Below are 24,768 nucleotides of genomic sequence, written 5' to 3' on the forward strand. Positions count from 1 at the left end.
GGAATTGTCCGTGACAGTCCAGCCATCCGCTCGGTTCTTCTGGTTCCTGCCCACCAACGGCGACAGCCGCTCCATCGTCGGGGCGTCGCATGCCTCGACCCATCACACGATCCCCGACAACTACCGCGCACCGAGCCGCCGGTACCTGGCCGAGGTCGCCCGGGCCGCCGACCGGCTGGGGTACGAGGGCGTGCTCACCCCGACCGGAACCTGGTGCGAGGACGCGTGGTTGACGGCGTCGGCGCTGCTGGCCGAAACCGAACGGCTCAAATTCCTGGTGGCCTTCCGGCCCGGGCTGGTTCCGCCGACGCTCGCCGCACAGCAGACCGCCACGCTGCAACGATTCTCCGAGGGCCGGGTGCTGCTCAACGTCGTCAGCGGCGGCGACAACGTCGAGCAGCGCCGGTTCGGCGACTGGCTCGGCCACGACGAGCGTTACGCACGCACCGGTGAGTTGTTGCACATCGTGAACTCGCTCTGGCGCCAGGGGCCCGACGAGTCGCTGAACTACAAGGGCGAGTACTACTCGGTGGCCGACGCCAGAGTCTCGGCGCCACCGGATCCCTTGCCGCAGATCTATTTCGGTGGCTCCTCAGCCGCCGCGCTGCCGATCGCCGCCGAGCACGTCGACGTGTACCTCACCTGGGGCGAGCCGCCGCAGACCGCGGCGGCCAAGGTCGAACAGGTGCGCAAGCTGGCCGAACAACGCGGCCGCTCGGTGCGGTTCGGCATCCGGCTGCACACCATCACCCGCGACACCTCGGCCGCCGCCTGGGCAGTGGCCGATGAGTTGCTCGCCGAGCTCAGCGAAGACCAGATCGCCAAAGCCACTGCCTTGCACGCCAAATCTGAGTCCGAAGGGCAGCGCCGAATGACCGCGCTACATGGTGGGCGGTTGGACAAACTCGAGATCTACCCGAACCTGTGGGCCGGTGTCGGCCTGGTCCGCGGCGGGGCAGGCACCGCACTGGTCGGTAGTCACGAGGAGGTCGCCAACCTCATCTACGAGTACCACTCGCTGGGCTTCGACGAGTTCATCCTGTCGGGCTACCCGCACCTGGAGGAGGCGTACTGGTTCGCCGAGGGCGTGTTGCCGATCCTGAAACGCAAAGGCCTCGCCTAATCCGGTGGGCAGCCGAACTGCCTGCCCACCCCGACCGGCGGCGCGACCGCTTGCAGACAGCCGAGCGGTTCGACACCCGCTTCGCCCAACCGCACCGCCGACTGGTGCGCGTAGTTGACGCACACCAGCGCGGTGGCATCCGCGCGGCACCGGTAGTCGCCGAAGGCCAGTGACTGCCCGGCGGGCAGTTCGGCGCCGTCGCCGTAGGTGAACCGGCCCGGATCACCATGCAGCGAGCCCACGTCGAGCGTCTCGCCGGCGAAGTCCACCCAGCCGGCGATCCACTGTCCCTCGACATCCGACGGTTTGGACGGCAGATCGTCGGCCTTGACCAAGCAGGACAGTTGCCCGCCGACTGTTTTGTCGGTCGCACACCGGGCACTGCCCGCGACAAACGCGATATCGTCGCCGAGGTCGGTGGTTTGACCGTCGCGCGTCGCGGTGTGGAAACCCGCGGCGTCGGCTGCAGACCCGGCCTCGACCCACTTGATCACCTGCGCCATCGGTGTTCCCGCAGCCGGAGCGGTGGTGGGCAGTGGTGAGGTTGTCGTGGGCGACGGTTTGGCGGTCGTCGTCTGCGTCTTACCGGTGGGAAACGACAATCTGGGCTGCGACGTCGGGTCGGCTTCCCGATCGCCGCCCGATGAGCACGATGCCAGAAGCACAGTCGCCACGATGATCACAGCAATCCGCATACCCGTCAGGCTAGCTGCCTGCCACGCCACGTCGCCCAGGCGCCGCATAGGTGTGTGTCGTTCGCTACCGTCAGCTAATGCACGATCGGACCGTCCGCGCGAAGATCAGTACCGGCGTCATCGAGGGCTTCACCCGAGACGGCGTACACCGATGGCGCTCCATCCCGTATGCCCGCCCGCCGGTCGGGCCGCTGCGGTTCCGTGCGCCGCAGCCCGCCGAACCCTGGCCCGGGGTGCGGTATTGCCACGGATTCGGTTACTGCGCCCCGCAACAGCGCCGGTACACCCTCACCGGCGTCGGCAAGTACCAGCCGATGAGCGAGGACTGCCTGACGCTCAACGTGGTCGCACCGGAGGTGCCCTCCCCGGGGCCGCTGCCGGTGATGTTCTTCGTACACGGCGGCGGTTACATCATGGGCAGTTCGGCGACACCCATCTACGACGGCGCGGCCCTTGCACGGCGCGGGTGTGTCTACGTGTCGGTCAACTACCGGCTGGGCGTGTTGGGCTGCATGGAGCTGTCGTCGCTTTCCACGCCGGATCATCCGATCGAGGACAACCTGTTCTTGCGGGACCTGGTGTTGTCGCTGCAGTGGGTCCGCGACAACATCGCGGTTTTCGGGGGCGACCCGGACAACGTCACGATCTTCGGCGAGAGCGCCGGCGCGCACGCCGTCGCCACCCTGCTGGCGGTGCCGGCGGCGAAGGGCCTGTTCGCCAGGGTGATCGCGGAGAGCCCGGCCAGCGGGATGGTCAGCTCGGCCTCGGCTGCCGCCAGGCTCGCCGGCGAATTCGCCGGGCTTCTCGGCCCCGCCGATGCCCCCGCCGCGCTGAAATCGAAGCGCCCGGCCGAACTGGGAAGGGCGCTCGAACAACTCATCTCCCACGGCCAGACGGACATGCCGGGAGCGTTCCCGGTCGGGCCGACCTATGGCACCGAGTTCCTGCCGGACGATCCGGCTGAGGCGATGGCCGACGGCACCGCGCACCGGCTGCCGCTGATCGTCGGCAACAACGCCGACGAAGGGCGGTTGTTCACCCGCTTCATGCCGCTGTTGCCGACGAACCAGCCGATGATCGAGAAGCTGTTCGCCCGCGCCGACCCCGAGCACCGTGACCGCATCTTCGCTGCCTATCCGGATTACCCCAGCAGTGCGGCGTGCGTGCGGCTCGGTGGTGACTTCGCATTCGGGTCGGCGACGTGGCAGATCGCCGAGGCCCACAGCAGGCACGCGCCAACCTACGTCTATCGCTACGACTACGCGCCGCGCGCCTTGCGCTGGTCGGGGCTCGGCGCGACCCACGCCATGGAGCTGCTCGCCGTATTCGACACGTACCGAACGCGATACGGATCGCTGCTGACCGCCGTCGCCGACCGGCAATCGGCCCGCCAGGTCAGCCGTGACGTGCAGAGGCGCTGGCGCGACTTCAGCCGGACGGATGTGCCGGGTGCGGGTTGGCCGGCTTACGACTCCGACAAGCGTGCGGTATACGTCTTCGACCGCAGGCCACGAGTCGAATACGACCCGGATGCCGAGCGGCGATGTGCCTGGGAAGGCTTCACTCTCGCCGAGCGCTGACTCTGTGCGATCCGCTGCGGGGAGCGCTGCCGGTGTGATTGCGTGATTGTGTGGAGCACCCACTTGATCCGCTGTCCGCCGACGAGTTCACCGCGGTGGCAGCGATATTGCGGCGTGAACACGGGGTGGGCGAGGGCTGGCGGATCGCCTCGGTGGAACTGCTCGAGCCTGCCAAGCCGGACCTCGCCGCCTTCGACGACGGTGGCGCGGCGCCGGCCCGGCGCGCCGCGGTCATCTGCCTCGACCGGTCGGCGAACGCCACCTACAAGGGTGTGGTGTCGCTGACCGGGGACCGGGTGGAGACGTTCGACCACATTCTGGGAGTGCAGGCGAACTTCACCGTCGACGAGTTCGTCGAATGCGACCAGGTGCTGCGCAACCATCCCGAGGTGATCACCGCCCTGGCCAACCGCGGTATCACCGATATCGACAACGTCTTCATGGACACCTGGACCTACGGTGACGCCGTGGCCCCGCCGGAGTACCGCGACCGGCGCATCGGCTGGTCGGACACCTGGTACAAGGCAGCACCCGGCGCCAACCCGTACGCGCATCCCATCAGCGGGCTGCATTGTGTCATCGACCTCAACAGCATGGAGGTGTTGCGCGTCGAGGACGACGGTAGTTCCGAGATCCCTAATGTGATGGGCGAATACGTGCCGCATCACATCCCGGAACGGATTCGCGGCGCCTGGAACCGGGACCCGCTCAAACCGCTGCACATCACCCAGCCGGATGGGCCGTCGTTCACCCTCGACGGCAACCTGCTGCGCTGGCAGAACTGGTCGCTGCGGGTTGGGTTCAACCACCGGGAAGGGATGACGCTGCACACCGTGCGGTACCGCGACGGCGATAAGAATCGCTCTGTCGCACACCGGCTGTCGTTCGCCGAGATGGTGGTGCCGTACCGGGATTCGTCGGTGGACCATTACCGCCGCACCGCCTTCGACATCGGCGAGTGGGGGCTGGGGTTCATGACCACGTCGCTGGCGCTGGGCTGCGACTGTCTCGGCGAGATCCGGTACCTCGATGCCGTGCTGCACAACAGCAAGGGCGAGCCGTACACGATCACCAATGCCATCTGCATCCACGAGGAAGACAACGCCGTGCTGTGGAAGCACGTCGACCACGATGCGGGAGCCGAAGTGCGCCGGATGCGCAGGCTCACACTGTCGTTCCACGTCACGGTCGCCAACTACGAGTACCTCGTGTACTGGCGGCTCTACCAGGACGGCAACATCGAATGCGAGGTCCGTGCCACGGGCATCATGGTCACCACACCGGTGCCCGAGGGGCATCCGCATCCCAACGGCACTCTCGTCGACGAGCGCACCTATGCGCCGTATCACCAGCACTTCCTGATCGCGAGGCTCGACCTCGACGTCGACGGCACCGACAACACCGTCTACATGACCGAGTCCTACGCCGAGCCGATCGGACCCGACAATCCGTACGGGCTGTCACTGGTGGTGCACAACCAGGCGCTGCGCACCGAGGTCGAGGGCAAGCAGGACGTCAACTTCGCGACCCAGCGGGCGTGGAAAGTGGTCAACACCAACGTCGTCAACGCACTCGGCACTCACCCGTCTTACAAACTGGTGCCCACCGGGGCGATTCCGCCGATGTTCGATCCGGCCTCTCCGGTGTTGCAGCGCGCCAATGTCATCGGCCACACCCTGTGGGTGACACCGAATCACCCCGACGAGCGTTGGCCGGCAGGCGAATTCGTCAATCAGTCGGTGACCGACACCGGGCTCGGCGAATGGACGAAGGCCGACCGGTCGATCGACAACACCGACGTGGTGCTGTGGTACGTGTTCGGCATCCACCACATCACCCGCCCGGAGGACTGGCCGGTGATGCCCGTCGACGTCGTGTCGTTCTGGCTCAAGCCGTACGGATTCTTCGACCGCAATCCGGCGCTGGATGTTCCTGCGGCTCCGCCCGACGCCTGTACGCACACCGGCGCCAAGGCGGCGCACCACTAGATTTCGGTGAGCGTGCGTGTCTGTTGGCCGACACGCCGCTCCCGGCCGACATTCTGCGCACGCTCGCGACGCAGCATTAGTTGACACCTGTCAGATGTGATTGGGGCCACTGCTAGGTTGCTCTTGTGCAACCGACTCAGAACGCCGTCCTCGAGCGCCCCGACGACCTGACCTGCGACTGGCTGAGTGCCGCCCTTGGGTCCGGCCCGGTCGTCGACTTCAGTTTCGAACGCATCGGCACCGGCCAGATGAGCGAGTGCTACCGGGTGGCACTGGACTACGGGGTCCCGGGGTCGGGGCCGACGTCGGTTGTCCTCAAGGTGGCCGCCACCGATCCCAGCAGCAGGCAGACCGGGCTCGCGCTCGGCCTCTACGAACGCGAGGTGCGGTTCTACACCGACATCGCCCCGAACCTGCCCGCCGGCCCGGTAGCGCCGTGCTACCACGCCGCGTTCGACGCGCAGACCGGAGCGTTCGATCTCCTGCTGGGAGATGCCGCCCCGGCCACCGTCGGCGATGAGATCCGGGGTGCGACAGCCGAACAGGCGATGTTGGCACTCGCCGAGTTGGGGCGGGTGCACGGTCCGTTACTCGGCGACGCCGCGATGAGTCAGGCCGACTGGCTCAACCGGGATGCCCCGGTGAACCAGGCGCTGATAGCGGGCCTGTACGCGGCGTTCGCGGAGCGCTACGACGGGCAGATCACCCCGGAGCAGCGCCATGTGTGCGAGCGGTTGGTGGAGAGTTTCGACGCCTACCTGGCCACCGAGGGGGATCCGGCGCGTCCGAAGGGGCTGGTGCACGGCGACTACCGGCTGGACAACATGTTGTTCGGTGAGTCCGGCGCCGAACGTGCGCTGACGGTGGTCGATTGGCAGACGGTGACCTGGGGGCCGGCGTGCTCCGATGTCGCCTATTTCATCGGCTGCGCACTACCCGTCGAGCAACGCCGCGCCCACTACGACGCGTTGCTGCGCGTCTACCACGAGGCGCTCGGGCCTGGGGCCCCACTGACCCTTGACCAGGTCCGCGAGGAGGTGGCGCGACAGAGTTTCTTCGGGGTGATGATGGCGATCATTTCCTCGATGCTGGTCGAACGCACCGAGCGGGGCGATCAGATGTTCATGACGATGCTGGAGCGGCATTGCAGCCATGTGCTGGACACCGGAGCGCTGGATGTTCTTGCGCCACCGGTGATTCCGGAACCGCTGGTGGTGTCGCCGGACGACGAGGCGGCCCATGTGTCGACTGACGAGGCGCTGTGGAACGAGAGCTGGTACTTCGACTTCGTTGACGCGCCGGCGGGTTTCGGTGGCTGGGTGCGGCTCGGGCTGATCCCCAACCAGGACACGGCCTGGATCAACGTGCTGCTGTCGGGCCCAGGCCTGCCCACTATCGCACTCAACGACTTTCATGCCGCTGTGCCGACGCAGCTGTCGACCATTGCCGGCGCCGGGGTGGAACTCGGCCTGCACCCGGGCGAAGCGCTGCAGTTCTACCGCGTCACCGCATCGGGCACCGGACAGGCCTACGACGATCCGGCGGCGCTACTGCGCGACGAGCCCGGCACGCCCGTCGCGGTGTCGATGGATCTCACCTGGACCACCACCGGAATCCCGTACCAGTACCGGATCACGCCGCGCTACGAACTGCCGTGCACTGTCTCGGGCACGGTGAAAATAGGGGAGCAGACGTACCCCGTCGAGGCCGTGCCCGGTCAGCGCGACCATTCGTGGGGCGTGCGCGACTGGTGGTCGATGGAATGGGTCTGGAGCGCAATACATCTCGACGACGGCACCCATCTGCACGGCGTGGACATCCGGATCCCCGGCATGCCGCCGATCGGCATCGGATATTCGCAGCGGGCGGGTGAGCCGCTCGTCGAACTGCAAACCGTGACAGCAAACCACACCCTGGGTGACGACGATCTGCCGGTCACGACCACGCTGTCCTTGCAGCCCGGCGACATCGACGTCGACGTCGAGCTGCAAGGTCATGCACCGGTGCTGCTGACCGCAGCCGACGGGAGAGTCAGCCAGTTTCCGCGGGCCTGGGCGACTGTGCGCACCGCCGACGGCCGCACCGGCGTCGGCTGGCTGGAATGGAACCGCAATCTGAACCAGGGGTAACCCCGTTTTGCCGAGCGTGCGGGTCTGCCGGTCGACACGCCGTGTTCGGGCAGCATTTTGCGCACGCTCGCCGCGCGTCAGCCCACGCGGAAACGCTTGACGCGCGCGGTTGCGCCGGAGACCAACTCCACGCGACTCGGTGGCACACCGAGATGCGCCGCAAGCACTTTGACGACGGCTTCGTTGGCCTTGCCGTCGACCGCGCGCTCCGGCACGTAGATCGTGAGTGCACCGTCGTCGCCGACCTCGACCAAGGGGCCCTTACGGCTACCGGGTTTAACCCGCACGACGACGATTTCACTCACGTCCTCATCGTGGCGCGAACGTGCGCAAACTGCCGACGATTTCCGGCGTGTCGGGCAACAGACCCGCACGCTCGCCCAAACGAGGCAATCGCTACCGGGCGACGACCACCGAGGAGCCGTGGCCGAACAGACCCTGGTTCGCTGTCACACCAACCCGAGCGCCCTCGACCTGCCTGCCTGTGGCCTGACCCTTGAGCTGCCAGGTCAGCTCGCACACCTGCGCGATCGCCTGGGCGGGGATGGCTTCGCCGAAGCAGGCCAGACCACCCGAAGCGTTGACCGGAACCTTGCCGCCGATCGTGGTGGCCCCAGACCGCAGCAGTTGCTCGCCCTCACCCTTGGCGCACAGCCCCAGGTGCTCATACCAGTCGAGCTCCAATGCCGTGGACAGGTCATACACCTCGGCCAGGCTGACGTCCTCGGGCCCGATACCGGCCTCGGCATATGCCGCGTCGAGGATCTGGTCCTTGAACACCCGCTCCGGCGCTTCCACCACTGCGGTGGAATCCGTTGCAATGTCAGGCAATTCGGGAAGGTGCTGCGGGTAGCGCGGGGTCACCGTGCTGATCGCCCGAACGGACGGCACGCCTTCGAGGGAGCCGAGATGCCTGCGGGCGAAATCCGCACTGGCCACGATCAGCGCGGCCGCCCCGTCGGAGGTGGCGCAGATGTCGAGCTGGCGCAGCGGGTCGGACACGACCGGGCTGGCCAGCACGTCCTCGACCGCGGATTCCTTGCGGTAGCGCGCATTCGGGTTCTGCAGGCCGTGGCGGGAGTTCTTCACCTTCACCTGGGCGAAGTCCTCGGCCGTGGCGCCGTACAGGTCCATCCGCCGCCGGGCCAGCAGCGCGAAGTACACCGGGTTCATCGCGCCGAGCAGGTGGAAGCGCTGCCAATCGGGATCGTTCTTGCGCTCGCCACCGACCGGCGCGAAGGCACCCTTGGGTGTGGTGTCGGCGCCGATCACCAGTGCGACGTCGCAGAATCCGGCCAAGATCTGGGCGCGGGCGCTCTGCAGGGCCTGCGAGCCCGACGCGCAGGCCGCATAACTGGAGCTGACGGGCACACCGTTCCAGCCGAGCTTCTGGGCGAAGGTCGACCCCGCGATGAATCCGGGATAGCCGTTGCGGATGGTGTCCGCGCCCGCCACCAATTGGATCTGGCGCCAGTCCAATCCGGCCTCGGCCAGCGCGGCCCGTGCCGCGACCACGCCGTACTCGGTGAAGTCCCGGCCCCACTTGCCCCACGGGTGCATACCCGCGCCGAGGATGTACAGCGGTTCCGGCGCGCTCATGGGATCCTCCAGGCATAGGTGCTGCGCTCGACGCCGTCGTCATCGGTGTAGAGCGTCATCGTGGTGAGCTCCACCTCCATCCCGACTTTCAGGTCGGCGGCCAGCGTGCCGTCGACGACCTTGCCGAGCACGATCAGTCCCTCGTCGGCCAGCTGGACCGCCGCGATCGCGAACGGCTCGAACGGATCCGCGGCCGGATAGGGCGCGGGTGGCGGATAACGGTTCTCGGTGTAGCTCCACACCTTGCCGCGGCGTGACAGCGGCACGAGATCGAGCGTGTCGCTGTCACAGGCCGGGTTCGGGCAGTTGTTCTCGCGCGGCGGGAACACGTAGGTGGCGCACTGGGTGCACTTGCCGCCGATCAGGTTGGTGGCACCGGCGTCGTCGGTGGCGAACCACCCTTCGATCGCGGGTTGCGTAGAAGCTGCTGGCACGTCGGTCAGCGTACCCAGTCCCGCCACGAAACTGAAACGTGTTCCAGTTCCGGTGCGGGCTCGCGCGCGGTGTCCAGCAGGATCTGCAGTACCTCGTCGGTGTGGTCGGCCAGCAGGTTATGGGTGCTATCCAGCGCATACGTGGTCCACGACGGGTCCTTGCGCAGTCTCTCGAACGTGGCTGCGAACGGCGGCTCACCGTCCCACTGAGTGGCATACACATACACCCGGCGCCGCAACCCCGACAGGTCGTCGGTCAGCCGGATCGGCTGCATCAGCGAGGCCAGTGGATGCGCGGTGGCCCGCTCATCGAAGAACGTCAGCGGCGGAACACCGAAACCGGTGGCGTCGACGTCGGCATACCAGGCCCGCAGTTCGTCGGTCACCGACGTCCAGCACGAGTCTCTGTCGTCGGGTACGAACGCGTCCAGATAGACCAGCGAATCCACTTGGGCGCCAGCGCGATCCGCTACCGCGGTGATGACCATCCCGCCGTAACTGTGCCCGACCAGCACCGCGTCGGTGACGCGGTGTGCGGCCAGTTCGGCCAGCACATCGGCGATGTGGGTTTCCAGGTTCACCCCGGCGTGTGCGAGATGCGACCGCTCCGCGACACCGGTCAAGGTGATGGCCAGCACCCGGTGACCTGCGGCGCGCAGCCCGCCTGCCAGGTCGTCGTAATACCACGCGCCGTGGCACGCACCGGGAATCAGGACGAATGTGGTCATCGAGAACTCCTGTCGGCGAAGGTGTTTCGGCGGTCGCCGGCGATGACGATTTTCATGCATCAAGCCTGCGCGGAGCAGCTCTTATAAGTCCAATACGATCCCAGTACACAAACTATAATCAATGCTTATGGAACTGCGGCAGCTCGAATACTTCGTCGCCGTCACCGAGGAGGCCAACTTCACCCGCGCCGCGGCACGCGTGCATGTCGCGCAACCCGCGGTCAGCGCCCAGATCGCCCGGCTGGAACGGGAACTGGGCCAGCCTCTACTTGACCGGTCGCGGCGTGAGGTCCGGCTCACCGCTGCCGGGCAAGTCGTGTTGCCCTACGCGCGTGCCGCGCTCGACGCGGTGCGCCAGGCCAAGACCGCAGTCGACGAGCTCACCCAGCTGATCCGGGGCTCGGTGACGGTCGGCACTGTGACCTCCCACAACGTCGACTTGCCGCAGTTGCTCGCGGAGTACCACCGACTGCACCCCGCGGTGGAGATCACGTTGTCCACCGACACCTCGGACGTACTCATCGACGGCGTCCGCAGCGGCAGGTTCGACGTCGTGATCACGTCGGTCGGCTCCGACGAGACACCCGATGGGCTGGCTGTCGCCACCACCACCGCCGAGCCGATCGAGGCCGTGGTGAGCCACACAGATCCGTGGGCGGCCCGACGGGCGGTGGGTCTGGCCGCGCTCGTGCAGCGTCCACTCATCTCACTGCCGGCCGGCGGCGGCATCCGGCGGCAATTCGACCGCGCGTGCGCGGCCACCGGGGTCGCGCCGCACGTGGTGTTCGAGGCCGCGACGCCCGACGCGCTGGCCGATCTCGCCGCGCGGGGGCTGGGTGTGGCGATCGTTCCGCAGTCGGTGGCCCGCGGCCGCTCCGATGTGCACGCGATCGCGATCCGGCCAGAACTCCGCGGCCGTTTGGTGCTGGCGTGGCGGGCGACAGGGCCGATCAGCCCGGCCGCGCGGGCTCTCATCGAGATGGCCCGGGCACAGCTGCACGTCGGACCCGATGCCTAGAGTTAAGGCCGTGAGCCCAACCGCAACAGACGCCAAGACCGCCACAGTGTCGACTGAGAAGCCCACACTGATGCTGTTGGACGGCAATTCGCTGGCGTTCCGGGCGTTCTACGCGTTGCCCGCCGAGAACTTCAAGACGCAGGGCGGTCTGACCACCAATGCGGTGTACGGGTTCACCGCGATGCTGATCAACCTGTTGCGCGACGAGCAGCCCAGCCACGTCGCCGCGGCGTTCGACGTGTCGAGGCAGACGTTCCGCAAGGAGAAGTACCCCGAGTACAAGGAGGGGCGTTCGGCCACGCCCGACGAATTCCGCGGCCAGATCGACATCACCAAGGAAGTGCTGGGCGCGTTGGGTATCACGGTGCTGGCCGAGCCGGGATTCGAGGCCGACGACATCATCGCCACGCTGGCCACCCAGGCCGAGGAGGGCGGGTATCGCGTGCTGGTGGTCACCGGCGACCGCGACTCGCTGCAGTTGGTGAGTGACGACGTCACCGTGCTCTATCCACGCAAGGGCGTCAGTGAGCTGACGCGGTTCACGCCGGACGCCGTGGTGGAGAAGTACGGACTGACGCCGGCGCAGTACCCGGATTTCGCGGCGCTGCGGGGGGACCCGAGCGACAACCTGCCGGGCATCCCCGGGGTGGGGGAGAAGACCGCCACCAAGTGGATCATCGAATACGGCTCACTGCAGTCGCTCGTCGACAACGTCGAAAAGGTCAAGGGCAAGGTCGGCGACGCGCTGCGGGCCAACCTGTCCAGCGTGGTGCTCAACCGTGAACTCACCGATCTGGTCAAAGACGTGCCGTTGGCGCAGACCCCGGACACGCTGCGGGTGCAGCCGTGGAACCGCGACCAGATCCACCGGCTCTTCGACGACCTGGAGTTCCGGGTCCTGCGCGATCGCCTGTTCGAGACGCTGGCCGCAGTCGAACCCGAGGTGGAGCACGGTTTCGACGTGCGCGGTCGCGCGCTGGAGCCCGGTGAGCTGGCCGCGTGGCTGTCCGAACACAGCCTGGGCAGCCGGTTCGGGCTGGCGGTCGTAGGCACGCATCTGGCCTACGACGCCGACGCCACGGCGCTGGCCATCGTGGCGGCCGACGGGGATGGCCGCTACATCGACACGTCGACCCTGACGCCAGAGGACGAGGCCGCCCTGTCGTCGTGGCTGGCAGATCCGGGGCCGCCGAAGGCCCTCCATGAGGCCAAACTCGCCATGCACGACCTTGCCGGGCGGGGTTGGACGCTGCGCGGCGTCACCTCCGACACCGCACTGGCCGCGTACCTGGTGCGTCCCGGCCAGCGCAGCTTCGCCCTCGACGACTTGTCGGTGCGGTATCTGCGTCGTGAGTTGCGTGCAGAAACCCCTGAGCAGCAACAGCTTTCGTTGCTGGATGACTCGGGCGGCGTGGACGAGCAGGCCGTGCAGACAGTGATACTTCGGGCCAGTGCAGTGCTCGACCTGGCTGACGCGCTCGACGAAGAGCTGGCCCGGATCGACTCGTCGTCGTTGCTGGGCCGGATGGAGCTGCCGGTTCAGCGCGTACTCGCCGAGATGGAGCACGTCGGCATCGCCGTCGACAGCAACCAGCTGGAGGAACTGCAGAGCGATTTCGCGGGCCAGATCCGCGACGCCGCCGAGGCGGCGTACGAGGTGATCGGTAAGCAGATCAATCTCGGTTCCCCAAAGCAGCTTCAGGTTGTCCTGTTCGACGAGCTGGAGATGCCGAAGACCAAACGCACCAAGACCGGTTACACCACCGATGCCGACGCGCTGCAGTCCCTGTTCGACAAGACCGGACATCCGTTCCTGCAGCACCTGCTTACCCATCGGGACGCCACCCGGCTCAAGGTGACCGTCGACGGACTGCTGAACTCGGTGGCTTCCGACGGGCGCATTCACACCACCTTCAACCAGACCATCGCAGCGACCGGCCGGCTCTCCTCGACCGAGCCCAACCTGCAGAACATCCCGATCCGCACCGAGGCTGGGCGGCGGATCCGCGATGCCTTCGTCGTCGGCGAGGGCTACTCGGAGCTGATGACCGCCGACTACAGCCAGATCGAGATGCGGATCATGGCGCATCTGTCGCGGGATGCCGCCCTCATCGAAGCCTTCAATACGGGTGAGGATCTGCATTCGTTCGTGGCCTCCCGCGCCTTCTCGGTACCGATCGACGAGGTCACCCCGGAGCTGCGGCGCCGGGTGAAGGCAATGTCGTACGGCCTGGCCTACGGGTTGTCGGCCTATGGGCTGGCCAGCCAGCTCAAGATCTCCACCGAAGAAGCCAAGGTGCAGATGGAGCAGTACTTCGACCGGTTCGGCGGGGTGCGCGACTACCTGCGCGACGTCGTCGACCAGGCCCGCAAGGACGGGTTCACCTCGACCGTGCTGGGTCGTCGTCGCTACCTGCCCGAGTTGGACAGCAGCAACCGCAATGTGCGTGAAGCAGCCGAGCGGGCCGCCCTCAATGCACCGATCCAGGGCAGCGCCGCCGACATCATCAAGGTGGCGATGATCAATGTCGATGAGGCGATCAAGGCCGCCGGGCTCAAGTCACGGGCGTTGCTGCAGGTACACGACGAGCTGTTGTTCGAGGTGGCCGACGGCGAGCGCGAAACTTTGGATCAGCTCGTCCGCGAGCACATGGGCAGCGCCTATCCGCTCGACGTGCCGCTGGAGGTTTCGGTGGGATACGGCCGCAGCTGGGACGCCGCCGCTCACTAGCGCTGGAGCCGCCGAAACTGAGCTCGTTGGCCGGGCCGCTAACCGAATCGCGGGTTTATCCGGCGAATTTTTCGTGAATTCTCGTCGTTGCGCGGATCACGCACCAACGAATTCTCAACGGCAGATCCGCGTCAGCCGTCCTGCACCGGCACCATTAGCCATGGTGGGCCGGCGAAAGGATGACATGCCCGGACCGAACGGCGAAGTTCCCAGCACTGTGAAGAAGTCCGTTCAGGACTACATCGACGAGCGGCCTCTCTGGGCGGATGGAACGGCGGCGCCTTCGACGCCGATAACGTCCATGCAGTGGCGGATCTGGTCGCTGGCGTCGGCGGGCAAGTTCTTCGAGGGCATGGTCGTCTTCATGACGGGCGTGGCCCTGCCGCTGATCTCCATCGAGTTCAACCTGACCGCCACCGACAAGGGCTTCGTCACCGCAGCCTCCCTGGCCGGCATCCTGGTCGGCGCTACCCTGCTGGGCAGCTTGGCGGACACCTACGGACGCAAGCGGATGTTCATCGTCGAGATGATCATCTTCACCGTTTTCCTGGTCGCGCTGACGTTCGCGCCCAACTTCATTCTTCTGGTGATCTTCCTGTTCGGCACCGGGCTGGCGCTGGGCTGCGATTACCCGACCGCGCACATGATCATCTCGGAGTGCATCCCCACATCCATGCGCGGGCGGCTGGTGTTGAGCGCGTTCGCTTTTCAGAGCATCGGCGCGCTTTTCGGCACCGTGGTGGGCTTCGTCATCTTGCACGAGAATCCGGACGTCAGTGCCTGGCGCTGGATGTATGCGACCGCGATCCTGCCGGCGATCCTGGTCATCGTCGGCCGGTTCTACATCACAGACAGCCCACAATGGTTGGTATCCAAAGGCCGCACCGCCGAAGCCGAACACGAAACCCGCCGCCTGCTGAAGCGCCGACCGCCCTATCCGACGAACGTGGCTCTCGCGCCACCGGCCTCGAATGGCCAGATCGCCCGCGGCGAGGGCAGCTTCCGCGCGCTCTTCGCAAAGAAACACCGCAAGGCCACGATCCTGGCCTCGGTCCCGTGGTTCCTGCAGGATCTGGGCACCTACGGCATCGGTATCTTCACGCCCACCATCTTGGCTGTGGTGATCGGCGCTCAGTCGGAGTCGAACAGCCTCGAGGAGGTCATCCATAACGACATGCTGGCCGCGGAAGGGTCGGCGCTCATGGACGTGCTGTTCGTCGTCGGCATCGTTTTCGCCATCCTGCTGGTCGACCGGGTCGGCCGGATCAAATTGCAAACGGTCGGTTTCATCGGCTGCGCCGTCGGCCTGGGCCTGGCCGCGATGTCCATCCGCCCAAACGACGAGTACAACATGGTGCTGTTGTTCACCGGGTTCATGTTGTTCTACTTCATGATCAACCTGGGCCCCAATTCCATGACCTACCTGCTGGCCGGCGAAGTGTTCCCTACGAAACTGCGGGGCAAGGGATCCGGGTTCGCGGCGTCCTTCGCCAAGATCGGCGCGGTGCTGACCGCCTTCCTGTTTCCGGTTCTGATCGACGAGATCGGCACCTCCTTGCTGCTGTTCCTCCTGGTCGGAGCCTTCCTGCTGGGTGCGGTGATCACGGTGATGTACGGCATCGAAACCAAGGGTCTGAACCTGGAGAGAATAGGCGGTCCTGAGCACGACAAGTATTTGGAAGAGGTGCGGCGGGCCGACGCCTCGAAAGGGAAATCTCTAACAATCCCTTCCTGACACCCCCGGAGGCGTTTGTGAAGGACTACCGACCTATATCAGCGTCCGGGCGCCCGATAGGCGGCCAGCCAGTGCAGGACCGGCGCCGCGGACCGCGCCGCGGCCAGGGCGTGCACTTCCTCGTTTTGCAGCGCGTACACCCGCTGATCGCCGAAACCCCGGTCGATCCGGTCCCGCACGAACGCGAGCTCCACGACCGCGGCGGCGAACCTGGCGACCTCTTTGCGTGCTGGGCGTCCACCGGCGAGTGCTGCCTGGGCCACCGCGGCGCGACGGGTACGTAGCGATCCCAGCCAGGTCGCCTCGTTCGGGGTGATCAGACCGGCGGCCACCATCCCGGGGAGTTTGGTCGCGACCATGCGCTGCTCGCGCCGTCTGCTCCACACCGCCAGCCCGACGATCAGGACGAAGATCGGCACCATCCACACCGCGTAGACGGCGAAGTACGCCTCGATTCCCAGCAGGGACGACCCGTTCCACAGGCCGTGCATGATGACGGCGCCGAAGTAGCCGATCAGAATGCAGGCGGTTTTGGCGAAGGCGCTGCGCCTCTGCAGCGCGAAGTAGACCCCGATCGCGAACATCGTGGTGAACAGCGCGTGGGCGAACGGAGCCATGATCAGCCGCATCGCCGCGGTGACCAGTGAACCGGCCAATGAGTCGGCGCTGGAGATGTACATGATGTCTTCCAGCCAGGCGAAACCGATTCCGACCATGCCGGCGTACACCAGGCAGTCGGTCAGCGAGTTGAGTTCGTTGCGGCGTCGGCCGGTCATCATGATCAGCAGGAACAGGCCTTTGGCGGCCTCCTCGATCAGCGGTGCCCGGATCGCGGTCGAGCCGAATCCGTCGGGCAGTGCCGGGTTCGGCGGAAACAGCGCGTCGCCGAACAGGCTCAGCACCACCGACAACAGGATCGCGATCGACGCGCCCCAGCCGAACGCCAGCAGTAACAACCGGGGCGGCTCCGGCTCCCAGCGGTCCAGCCACAGGTAGGCGAACACCACTCCGGTCATCGCGATACTCGACAGGACGAAGCCGATGATGGCGCCGACCGGATTGAGCGCGGTGAATATCAGCACCAGCCCGCCGGCCAGGACGCCGAAGATGATGATGACGGCCAGTGGGGCGCCCACCTTGCGGACAGGTCTGGGCAGCGGTGCGGCTGTCGGAAACCACGGTGGTGGGGCCGGGTGTTGCATCGGGGAGTACGCCACCATCGAACAGTAGCGGCGACCAAGGTCTAACGGTTGGGCGGTTTGTCCAGCGTGTACCAGGTCGAGTATTCTCTAGAAGTACCTGTGTGTTCAGTTCGAAGCGAGCATTGCGGGTGCGTAGCACGATCTCGGCGCTCGCGCCGAACCAAACAAATCCTGTCCCTACGAGCAAACCTGTCCGGAGCAACCCACCACATGCCAAGTCCCTCCGTCACCTCGCCGCAAGTAGCCGTCAACGATATCGGCTCGGCTGAGGACTTTCTCGCCGCCATCGACAAGACCATCAAATACTTCAACGATGGCGACATCGTCGAAGGGACCATCGTCAAGGTGGACCGTGACGAGGTTCTCCTCGACATCGGCTACAAGACCGAAGGTGTCATCCCTTCCCGTGAGCTCTCCATCAAGCACGACGTCGACCCCAATGAGGTCGTTTCCGTGGGCGATGAGGTCGAGGCCCTCGTTCTCACCAAGGAGGACAAAGAAGGCCGCCTGATCCTTTCCAAGAAGCGCGCTCAGTACGAGCGGGCCTGGGGCACCATCGAGGAGCTCAAGGAGAAGGACGAGGCCGTCAAGGGCACTGTCATCGAGGTCGTCAAGGGCGGCCTGATCCTCGACATCGGCCTGCGCGGCTTCCTGCCCGCATCGCTCGTCGAGATGCGTCGTGTCCGCGATCTGCAGCCGTACATCGGCAAGGAGATCGAGGCCAAGATCATCGAGCTCGACAAGAACCGCAACAACGTGGTGCTCTCGCGTCGTGCCTGGCTGGAGCAGACCCAGTCCGAGGTGCGCAGCGAGTTCCTCAACCAGCTGCAGAAGGGCGCCATCCGCAAGGGTGTCGTCTCCTCGATCGTCAACTTCGGCGCGTTCGTCGATCTCGGTGGCGTCGACGGCCTGGTTCACGTCTCCGAGCTGTCCTGGAAGCACATCGATCACCCGTCCGAGGTGGTTCAGGTGGGCGACGAGGTCACCGTCGAGGTGCTCGACGTCGACATGGATCGCGAGCGGGTTTCGCTGTCGCTCAAGGCGACTCAGGAAGATCCGTGGCGCCACTTCGCCCGCACCCACGCGATCGGCCAGATCGTGCCGGGCAAGGTCACCAAGCTGGTGCCGTTCGGCGCGTTCGTCCGCGTCGAGGAGGGCATCGAGGGCCTGGTGCACATCTCGGAGCTGTCCGAGCGCCACGTCGAGGTCCCGGACCAGGTTGTCCAGGTCGGCGACGACGCGATGGTCAAGGTCATCGACATCGATCTCGAGCGTCGCCGCATCTCGCTGAGCCTCAAGCAGGCCAACGAGGACTACACCGAGGAGTTCGACCCGTCGAAGTACGGCATGGCCGACAGCTACGACGAGCAGGGCAACTACATCTTCCCCGAAGGCTTCGACGCCGAGACCAACGAATGGCTCGAAGGCTTCGACAAGCAGCGGGAAGAGTGGGAGAGCCGCTACGCCGAGGCCGAGCGCCGGCACAAGATGCACACCGCGCAGATGGAGAAGTTCGCCGCTGCCGAGGCAGAGGCTGCCAACGCTCCGGTGTCGAACGGGTCGTCGCGCTCGGAGGAGTCTTCCTCCGGTGGCACGCTGGCCAGCGACGCGCAGCTCGCCGCTCTGCGGGAGAAGCTCGCGGGTAGCGCCTAACCGATAGCACGATCGAATGCCCCGGCTCATATCGAGCCGGGGCATTCGTCGTTGCGGCGCCCTGACAGACTGGTCCGGTGCTTCGTATCGGGTTAACCGGCGGTATCGGCGCCGGGAAGTCAACAGTGTCGGCCACATTCAGCGACTGCGGCGGCATCGTCGTCGACGGCGATGTCATCGCCCGGGAGGTCGTCGAACCGGGCACCGAGGGCCTGGCGCGGCTGGTCGAGGCCTTCGGCCCCGAGATCCTCCTACCGGACGGGGCGTTGAATCGCCCGGCACTGGCCGCGGTCGCGTTCAGCGACGACGAGAAGCGTGCGACGCTGAACGACATCGTGCATCCGCTGGTCGGTCAGCGTCGCGCAGAGCTGATCGACGCGGCCCCCGCGGATGCCGTCATCGTCGAGGACATTCCGCTGCTTGTGGAATCCCAGATGGCGCCGCTGTTCCCATTGGTCGTCGTGGTGCACACCGATGTGGAGACTCGGGTGACTCGGCTGACCGAGCAGCGTGGCATGCCCGAGCCGGATGCCAGGGCCAGGATCGCCGCCCAGGCCACCGACGAGCAGCGCCGCGCGGTGGCCGACGTCTGGCTGGACAACTCCGGCAGTCAGCAGGATCTCGTGGAGCGCGCAAAACAGTTGTGGTTCAACCGCATCCTGCCGTTCGCGCACAACATCCAGACCGGTGAACCGGTTGCGGCACCGCTTCCGGCGGTGCCGTTCGACACCGGTTGGGCTGATGACGCGCGTCGGATCGTGGCCCGACTGAAGACCGCGTGCGGGCACCGCGCCCAGCGGGTCGACCACGTCGGCCTCACCGCCGCGCCGGGCATCGATGCGCCCGACGTGATCGACGTCCAGGTCACCGTCGAATCTCTGGACACCGCCAAGGAACTCGCGGACGCGCTGCGCGCGGTCGGATATCTTCCCCTCGCCGACGGCGTCGATGCAATCGAGCCGGACGCCCGCAGCACAGTCGCCGAGTTCGATCATTCCGACGACGCAGCGCTGTGGCGCAGTCGTTTACACGCCTCGGCGGACCCCGGCCGGCCCACCAATGTCCATCTGCGGGTGGCCGGTTGGCCGAATCAGCAGTACGCGCTGCTGTTCACCGATTGGCTGCGGGCCAATCCGGGTGCCGGGACGGCCGGTGCCTACCGGCGAGCGTGGGAGTGGGCTGACGCGACGGGCTGGCGGGCCTAGCGACGCGCCGTTTCAGGCGGCCGGTGGAGCGGGTTCAGCGGGCGGGGGGAGCGCCGGGTCTGCCGGGATCATGGCGTCGGCGCCATTGTCGAGGCTGGCGCCGCAGGGCAGGCTGCCGTAGCCGGGGTCGTCGCGCTGTGGGGTGAGCCGTGGCGCGACGAAGGTATCGGCCTGGGCCACCATCTGGTCGTCCACCAGGATCTCGCAGTGCAGGTTCGCCGAATATGGCCAGTCGATCCGCACCGTCATACCGGCCAACTGGGGATCGGAGACCACCCCGGTGGCTTCGAACATGCGGCCCGGCAGCATGGTCGGGTCGGCGGTGTTGACCTGGCTGTCGTCGATCTTGTAGACGATGGTCGCGTTGCGGGATACTCCGTCAATCCTGGCCTTGTAGGTGACGTTGTGCAGTTGCTGACCCGGTTGCGGCTCCACTTGCGGTTCCGGCGTCACCACTGGGTCGGCCAGTGCCGCGGCGGGGATCAACTGCGCGCCGGTTAGCAGCCCTGCCAGCACGGCAGACACTCCCCACGCGTACTTAGTTGAGCTCATGAATCCCGACCTTACCGCCCTTGCCACCTGAGAGCCATGCCGTTGCCAGCAAGCCAGCGATCAAGATCATAATTGTGCCGGGCCAGCCCGTCGACGGCATCGGTGGCGGTACGCACCGCCCGTTCGCCGATCTCCTGGGGCAGCAGGCCGTGCCGGACTGCAGTAAGCAGCTCGTCCACATCGCACAGTTCGACCTCGATGCCCGTACGGACCACCAGGTCAAGGTAGTGGTCCTCGGAATGCCAGGCCGTCGGGCCCTCGGTGAAGTCACCGACGTCGAGGTAGTAATCCTGGTCGCGCTCGTGTCCGGGATTGAAATGGAAAATGCTGGCCCGCAGACCGAGCGAGGGCAGCAGCCACGATTCCAGATAGTGGAATTGGGCCCGGCCGGGCGTTGGTCGCGCCATGTAGAGACCCCACGGTTCGACGGTGTAGGTGTCCACCGCGCGAACGATCCCCTTCGGATCGGTATTCGTGCGGGCGACCAGGTCGAACGTCTCATGCTTGGGTGCGTGGATGGCGCCAGCCTAAACGCGGAACGCGCCCGCCGAAAGCCGAGATGACAGGCCCGGCCCACGACTTGTGTCGGTGCTCGGTTCTACCCTGGTGAACATGGCTTTCGCTACCGAACATCCTGTGCTCGCACATTCCGAGTATCGGGCTGTCGACGACATCGTCCGCACCGGTGGCCGGTTCGAGGTGGTCAGCGACTATGAGCCTGCCGGTGACCAACCCGCGGCCATCGAGGAGTTGGAACGCCGGATCAAGGCAGGCGAGCGTGACGTGGTCCTGCTGGGCGCCACCGGCACCGGTAAATCGGCAACCACGGCGTGGCTGATCGAACGGTTGCAGCGGCCCGCCCTGGTCATGGCGCCGAACAAGACGCTGGCCGCCCAGCTGGCCAATGAGTTGCGGGAAATGTTGCCGCACAATGCCGTCGAGTACTTCGTCTCGTACTACGACTATTACCAGCCCGAGGCCTACATCGCGCAGACGGACACGTATATCGAGAAGGACAGCTCCATCAACGACGATGTGGAGCGGTTGCGGCACTCTGCGACGTCGAGCCTGCTGTCGCGGCGCGACGTCGTCGTGGTGGCGTCGGTGTCGTGCATCTACGGCCTGGGCACGCCCCAGTCCTACCTGGACCGCTCGGTGGAGTTGCAGGTGGGCCAGGAGGTGCCGCGCGACGGGTTGCTCAGGCTGTTGGTTGACGTCCAGTACAACCGCAACGACATGTCGTTCACCCGCGGATCGTTCCGGGTGCGCGGCGACACCGTCGAGATCATCCCGTCGTACGAAGAGCTGGCGGTTCGCATCGAGTTCTTCGGTGACGAGATCGAGGCGTTGTACTACCTGCATCCGCTGACAGGGGACATCGTCCGCAAGGTCGACTCGCTGCGCATCTTCCCGGCCACCCACTATGTGGCAGGGCCGGAGCGCATGGCGCACGCGATCTCCACGATTGAGCAGGAACTCGAGGATCGGCTCGCCGAGCTTGAGGGCCAGGGCAAGCTACTGGAGGCCCAGCGGCTGCGGATGCGCACCAACTACGACGTCGAGATGATGAAGCAGGTGGGCTTCTGCTCGGGCATCGAGAACTATTCGCGGCACATCGACGGCCGCGGGCCGGGCACCGCGCCTGCGACGTTGATCGACTACTTCCCCGAGGACTTTCTGCTCGTCATCGACGAGTCGCACGTCACGGTTCCGCAGATCGGCGGGATGTACGAGGGTGACATGTCGCGGAAACGCAACCTCGTCGACTTCGGCTTCCGGCTGCCGTCGGCCGTCGACAACCGCCCGCTCACCTGGGAGGAGTTCGCCAACCGGATCGGCCAGACGGTGTACTTGTCGGCAACGCCCGGGCCGTATGAGCTGAGCCAGTCCGGCGGCGAATTCGTCGAACAGGTCATCCGCCCGACCGGCCTGGTGGATCCGCAGGTCGTGGTGAAGCCGACGAAGGGTCAGATCGACGACCTGATCGGGGAGATCCGGAAGCGCACCGAGCGTGATGAGCGGGTGCTGGTGACCACCCTGACGAAGAAGATGGCCGAGGACCTCACGGATTACCTGCTGGAGCTCGGCATCAGGGTGCGCTATCTGCACTCCGAGGTGGACACCTTGCGCCGTGTGGAACTCCTGCGACAACTGCGGCTCGGCGAGTACGACGTGCTGGTGGGCATCAACCTGCTGCGCGAGGGACTCGACCTGCCGGAGGTGTCACTGGTGTCGATCCTCGACGCCGACAAGGAAGGGTTCCTGCGCTCGACCCGCAGCCTGATCCAGACCATCGGCCGTGCCGCCCGCAATGTGTCGGGCGAGGTGCACATGTACGCCGACAAGATCACCGATTCGATGCGGGAAGCGATCGACGAGACCGAACGTCGCCGCGCCAAGCAGGTCGCCTACAACGAGGCCCACGGCATCGACCCGACACCGTTGCGCAAAAAGATCGCCGACATTCTCGACCAGGTCTACCGGGAGGCCGACGACAGCGAAACGGTGGAGATCGGCGGTTCCGGGCGAAATGCCTCCCGCGGCAGGCGCGCCCAGGGCGAGCCGGGCCGCGCGGTGAGTGCGGGCATCGTGGAAGGCCGGGACACCTCGAGCATGCCCCGGGCAGAGTTGGCCGACCTCATCAAGGACCTGACCGAGCAGATGATGGCAGCCGCCCGCGATCTGCAGTTCGAGCTGGCCGCGCGGATCCGCGATGAGATCCAGGACCTGAAGAAGGAACTACGGGGAATGGATGCCGCCGGCCTCAAATGAGTGAGCCTTGACCTCAGCACTGGTTGAGCTCCTGGCGTCATCGCCGTGACGATCCTGCTGACCGGCCGCACCGTGCAAGGGTTCGCTGGCGGATTACTGGCCGGGCCTTCCGCGCGAGCGTGCGTGTCTGTTGGTCGACATGCCGTGTGGGAGCGGCATTTTACGCACGCTCGTGGTGAATGTTCTTGCGGGGCCGTACTTGTCGGCGCTTCGTACTAGTGTTCGATGTATGGATTCCATGGTGGCTGCCAGGCTGGCCGCGTTGAGTGCGGCGGTCGAGGGGGTGCGGGAGTTGCCGTGGGGGTCGTTGTCGGCGACCGATCTGCTCGACGTGTGTGCCGGGGTTCAGGAGGTGCGCAATGTGGTGCCGGATACGCCGGGTAAGGGCCTGGTATTGCGCTGTCTCAGTCAGACGAGTCGCGGCGGGATCCATGCCGACAATCAGCGTTGCGATGATTTTGGGGCGGTGCGCGAGTCGTATTAGGTGAGGTTGTTTTCCGACGAGGAGTGATGCTGATGTCTGCACATCCCACCGCCTATCCCGACGTCGCCACGCGCGACGAATGGCTCGCTGCCCGCAAGAAATTGTTGGCCCGCGAGCGGGAGGTCACTCACCTGCGCGACGCGGTGAACGCCGAACGACGCCGACTGCCCATGGTGAAGGTCGAGAAGGACTATGTGTTCGAGGGGCCTGCCGGTGAAGTCCGGCTGTTGGACATCTTCGAGGGGCGTAGCCAGCTCTACATCCACCACTTCATGTGGCTTGACGAGTCCGACCGTGGCTGCCCGAGCTGCACCACCGCGGCCGATCTGACGTTCACCGAAGAAGACCTGGCACTACTGCATGCCAAAGACGTCACGTTGGCGTGTATATCGCGGGCGCCGTATGCCAGCATCGCGCGGTACCGCGACGAGCACGGTTGGACGTTTCCCTGGTACTCCTCGCGCGACAGCGACTTCACCTACGACTACCACGTGACGCTCGATGCGGCTCGGGCGCCGATCGAGTACAACTATCAGTCGCTGGACGAGCTTCACGCCCACGGCTTCGGTGACGACGAGCTACGGGGCGACTGGCCCGGCGCGAGTGTGTTTCTGCGGCGCGGCGACGAAGTGTTCCACACCTATTCGGCGTATGCGCGGGGTCTGGATCATTCGTCGGCTGGTTACCCGTTCCTGGATCTGACGCCGTACGGCCGGCAGGAGCCATGGGAGGACTCGCCGGTCGGCTGGCCGCAGAACGGGATTGCCGCAGGAGTGCCTGTCCAGGGCGACGCCGCAGCTTCGCGGGACGGATGCAATCACTGCGATTGAAATCCTGGTGCGAGGCCCGCTCCGCTGGCAGTGTCATGCCTTGTCGCGGGTGTGGCTGAGTGGCTAGGCACCGGCCTGCAAAGCCGTTTACACGGGTTCGAATCCCGTCACTCGCTCCGACCGGGTTTGTTTGGGGCCGTGGAGAGTCGTCAATATGGCGACGCTTCACGGCCCTGAACCAGGCGGACGATCTCTTATAGAGCTGTGACCACTTCCTCCGTGGACGTGACGCCGCCGCGCTGACAGGGTGGGCCTTGGTTGGCGTCAGCCGCCGAAGGGTGGATCAATGAGCGCTGAGCACGCCGTCGTA

General features: G+C 66.0%; 20 protein-coding genes and 1 tRNA gene. 13 read left to right on the forward strand and 8 right to left on the reverse strand.

Going from position 1 to position 24,768, the window contains the following annotated elements; all coding sequences use genetic code 11:
• Window positions 1-10 precede the first annotated feature (10 nt).
• Window positions 11-1,123 (forward strand): LLM class flavin-dependent oxidoreductase, encoded by a 1,113-nt coding sequence (locus tag ABQF30_RS20330; protein ID WP_448467064.1) that lies wholly within the window; start codon window positions 11-13, stop codon window positions 1,121-1,123.
• On the opposite strand, the gene ABQF30_RS20335 is transcribed toward ABQF30_RS20330, so the two are convergent.
• Window positions 1,120-1,818 carry a hypothetical protein gene (locus tag ABQF30_RS20335; RefSeq protein ID WP_448467066.1) on the reverse strand — a complete coding sequence of 233 codons (699 nt, stop codon included), beginning with the start codon at window positions 1,816-1,818 and terminating at the stop codon, window positions 1,120-1,122. The two genes, ABQF30_RS20330 and ABQF30_RS20335, sit on opposite strands and share 4 nt — an antisense overlap.
• 77 nt (window positions 1,819-1,895) lie before the next feature.
• On the opposite strand from ABQF30_RS20335, the gene ABQF30_RS20340 reads away from it, so the two are divergent.
• The 3 genes from ABQF30_RS20340 to ABQF30_RS20350 all read left to right on the forward strand — a co-directional run bounded on the left by ABQF30_RS20340 (window position 1,896) and on the right by ABQF30_RS20350 (window position 7,515).
• Window positions 1,896-3,398, forward strand: coding sequence for a carboxylesterase/lipase family protein (locus ABQF30_RS20340; protein ID WP_448467068.1), 1,503 nt, complete (start codon window positions 1,896-1,898; stop codon window positions 3,396-3,398).
• A 50-nt stretch (window positions 3,399-3,448) separates the two neighbouring features.
• Window positions 3,449-5,386 (forward strand): primary-amine oxidase, encoded by a 1,938-nt coding sequence (locus ABQF30_RS20345; protein WP_448467069.1) that lies wholly within the window; start codon window positions 3,449-3,451, stop codon window positions 5,384-5,386.
• A 125-nt stretch (window positions 5,387-5,511) separates the two neighbouring features.
• Window positions 5,512-7,515 (forward strand): DUF7064 domain-containing protein, encoded by a 2,004-nt coding sequence (locus tag ABQF30_RS20350; RefSeq protein WP_448467071.1) that lies wholly within the window; start codon window positions 5,512-5,514, stop codon window positions 7,513-7,515.
• A 77-nt stretch (window positions 7,516-7,592) separates the two neighbouring features.
• On the opposite strand, the gene ABQF30_RS20355 is transcribed toward ABQF30_RS20350, so the two are convergent.
• The 4 genes from ABQF30_RS20355 to ABQF30_RS20370 all read right to left on the reverse strand — a co-directional run bounded on the left by ABQF30_RS20355 (window position 7,593) and on the right by ABQF30_RS20370 (window position 10,276).
• On the reverse strand, window positions 7,593-7,820 hold the full coding sequence (locus ABQF30_RS20355; protein ID WP_448467073.1) for a DUF167 domain-containing protein: 228 nt from the start codon (window positions 7,818-7,820) through the stop codon (window positions 7,593-7,595).
• A 91-nt stretch (window positions 7,821-7,911) separates the two neighbouring features.
• On the reverse strand, window positions 7,912-9,114 hold the full coding sequence (locus ABQF30_RS20360) for a lipid-transfer protein (protein ID WP_448467075.1): 1,203 nt from the start codon (window positions 9,112-9,114) through the stop codon (window positions 7,912-7,914).
• Window positions 9,111-9,548, reverse strand: a complete 438-nt coding sequence (locus ABQF30_RS20365; RefSeq protein WP_448467077.1) for a Zn-ribbon domain-containing OB-fold protein — start codon at window positions 9,546-9,548, stop codon at window positions 9,111-9,113. Before ABQF30_RS20365 ends, ABQF30_RS20360 begins: the two co-directional genes overlap by 4 nt.
• A gap of 5 nt (window positions 9,549-9,553) precedes the next feature.
• On the reverse strand, window positions 9,554-10,276 hold the full coding sequence (locus tag ABQF30_RS20370; protein WP_448467079.1) for an alpha/beta fold hydrolase: 723 nt from the start codon (window positions 10,274-10,276) through the stop codon (window positions 9,554-9,556).
• A gap of 127 nt (window positions 10,277-10,403) precedes the next feature.
• Between ABQF30_RS20370 and ABQF30_RS20375 the strand changes: the two genes are divergently transcribed.
• The 3 genes from ABQF30_RS20375 (at window position 10,404) to ABQF30_RS20385 (ending at window position 15,760) form a co-directional block, all read left to right on the forward strand.
• The gene (locus tag ABQF30_RS20375; RefSeq protein WP_448467081.1) at window positions 10,404-11,294 is read left to right on the forward strand and encodes a LysR family transcriptional regulator; all 891 of its coding nucleotides are present in this window, start codon (window positions 10,404-10,406) and stop codon (window positions 11,292-11,294) included.
• Window positions 11,287-14,025 carry a DNA polymerase I gene (gene polA, locus ABQF30_RS20380; RefSeq protein WP_448467083.1) on the forward strand — a complete coding sequence of 913 codons (2,739 nt, stop codon included), beginning with the start codon at window positions 11,287-11,289 and terminating at the stop codon, window positions 14,023-14,025. The genes ABQF30_RS20375 and polA overlap by 8 nt, the downstream gene beginning before the upstream one ends.
• A gap of 184 nt (window positions 14,026-14,209) precedes the next feature.
• Window positions 14,210-15,760, forward strand: a complete 1,551-nt coding sequence (locus ABQF30_RS20385) for an MFS transporter (protein WP_448467085.1) — start codon at window positions 14,210-14,212, stop codon at window positions 15,758-15,760.
• 38 nt (window positions 15,761-15,798) lie between these two features.
• Here ABQF30_RS20385 and ABQF30_RS20390 read toward each other — a convergent pair whose 3' ends face one another.
• A complete protein-coding gene (locus ABQF30_RS20390; protein ID WP_448467270.1) occupies window positions 15,799-16,962 on the reverse strand; it encodes a PrsW family intramembrane metalloprotease in 1,164 nt (387 codons plus the stop codon).
• A 210-nt stretch (window positions 16,963-17,172) separates the two neighbouring features.
• Here ABQF30_RS20390 and rpsA point away from each other — a divergent pair, with 210 nt between their 5' ends.
• Both rpsA and coaE read left to right on the forward strand, forming a co-directional pair.
• The gene (gene rpsA, locus ABQF30_RS20395) at window positions 17,173-18,615 is read left to right on the forward strand and encodes a 30S ribosomal protein S1 (protein WP_448467087.1); all 1,443 of its coding nucleotides are present in this window, start codon (window positions 17,173-17,175) and stop codon (window positions 18,613-18,615) included.
• A gap of 77 nt (window positions 18,616-18,692) precedes the next feature.
• Complete coding sequence (gene coaE, locus ABQF30_RS20400; RefSeq protein ID WP_448467089.1) at window positions 18,693-19,820, forward strand: dephospho-CoA kinase; 1,128 nt, start codon at window positions 18,693-18,695, stop codon at window positions 19,818-19,820.
• 12 nt (window positions 19,821-19,832) lie between these two features.
• Here the strand turns inward: coaE and ABQF30_RS20405 are convergent, their stop codons facing one another.
• The gene (locus ABQF30_RS20405; RefSeq protein ID WP_448467091.1) at window positions 19,833-20,372 is read right to left on the reverse strand and encodes a hypothetical protein; all 540 of its coding nucleotides are present in this window, start codon (window positions 20,370-20,372) and stop codon (window positions 19,833-19,835) included.
• Between the two features lie 11 nt (window positions 20,373-20,383).
• The gene (locus ABQF30_RS20410) at window positions 20,384-20,890 is read right to left on the reverse strand and encodes a ribonuclease FAU-1 family protein (RefSeq protein WP_448467272.1); all 507 of its coding nucleotides are present in this window, start codon (window positions 20,888-20,890) and stop codon (window positions 20,384-20,386) included.
• Window positions 20,891-20,984: 94 nt separating this feature from the next.
• On the opposite strand from ABQF30_RS20410, the gene uvrB reads away from it, so the two are divergent.
• The 4 genes from uvrB to ABQF30_RS20430 all read left to right on the forward strand — a co-directional run bounded on the left by uvrB (window position 20,985) and on the right by ABQF30_RS20430 (window position 24,574).
• The gene (gene uvrB, locus ABQF30_RS20415) at window positions 20,985-23,144 is read left to right on the forward strand and encodes an excinuclease ABC subunit UvrB (protein WP_448467093.1); all 2,160 of its coding nucleotides are present in this window, start codon (window positions 20,985-20,987) and stop codon (window positions 23,142-23,144) included.
• Window positions 23,145-23,373: 229 nt separating this feature from the next.
• On the forward strand, window positions 23,374-23,628 hold the full coding sequence (locus ABQF30_RS20420; RefSeq protein ID WP_448467095.1) for a hypothetical protein: 255 nt from the start codon (window positions 23,374-23,376) through the stop codon (window positions 23,626-23,628).
• 32 nt (window positions 23,629-23,660) lie between these two features.
• Window positions 23,661-24,458 (forward strand): DUF899 domain-containing protein, encoded by a 798-nt coding sequence (locus ABQF30_RS20425; protein WP_448467097.1) that lies wholly within the window; start codon window positions 23,661-23,663, stop codon window positions 24,456-24,458.
• Between the two features lie 45 nt (window positions 24,459-24,503).
• Window positions 24,504-24,574, forward strand: a tRNA-Cys gene (locus tag ABQF30_RS20430).
• Window positions 24,575-24,768 lie beyond the last annotated feature (194 nt).

Source organism: Mycolicibacterium sp. XJ870, assembly GCF_053483975.1.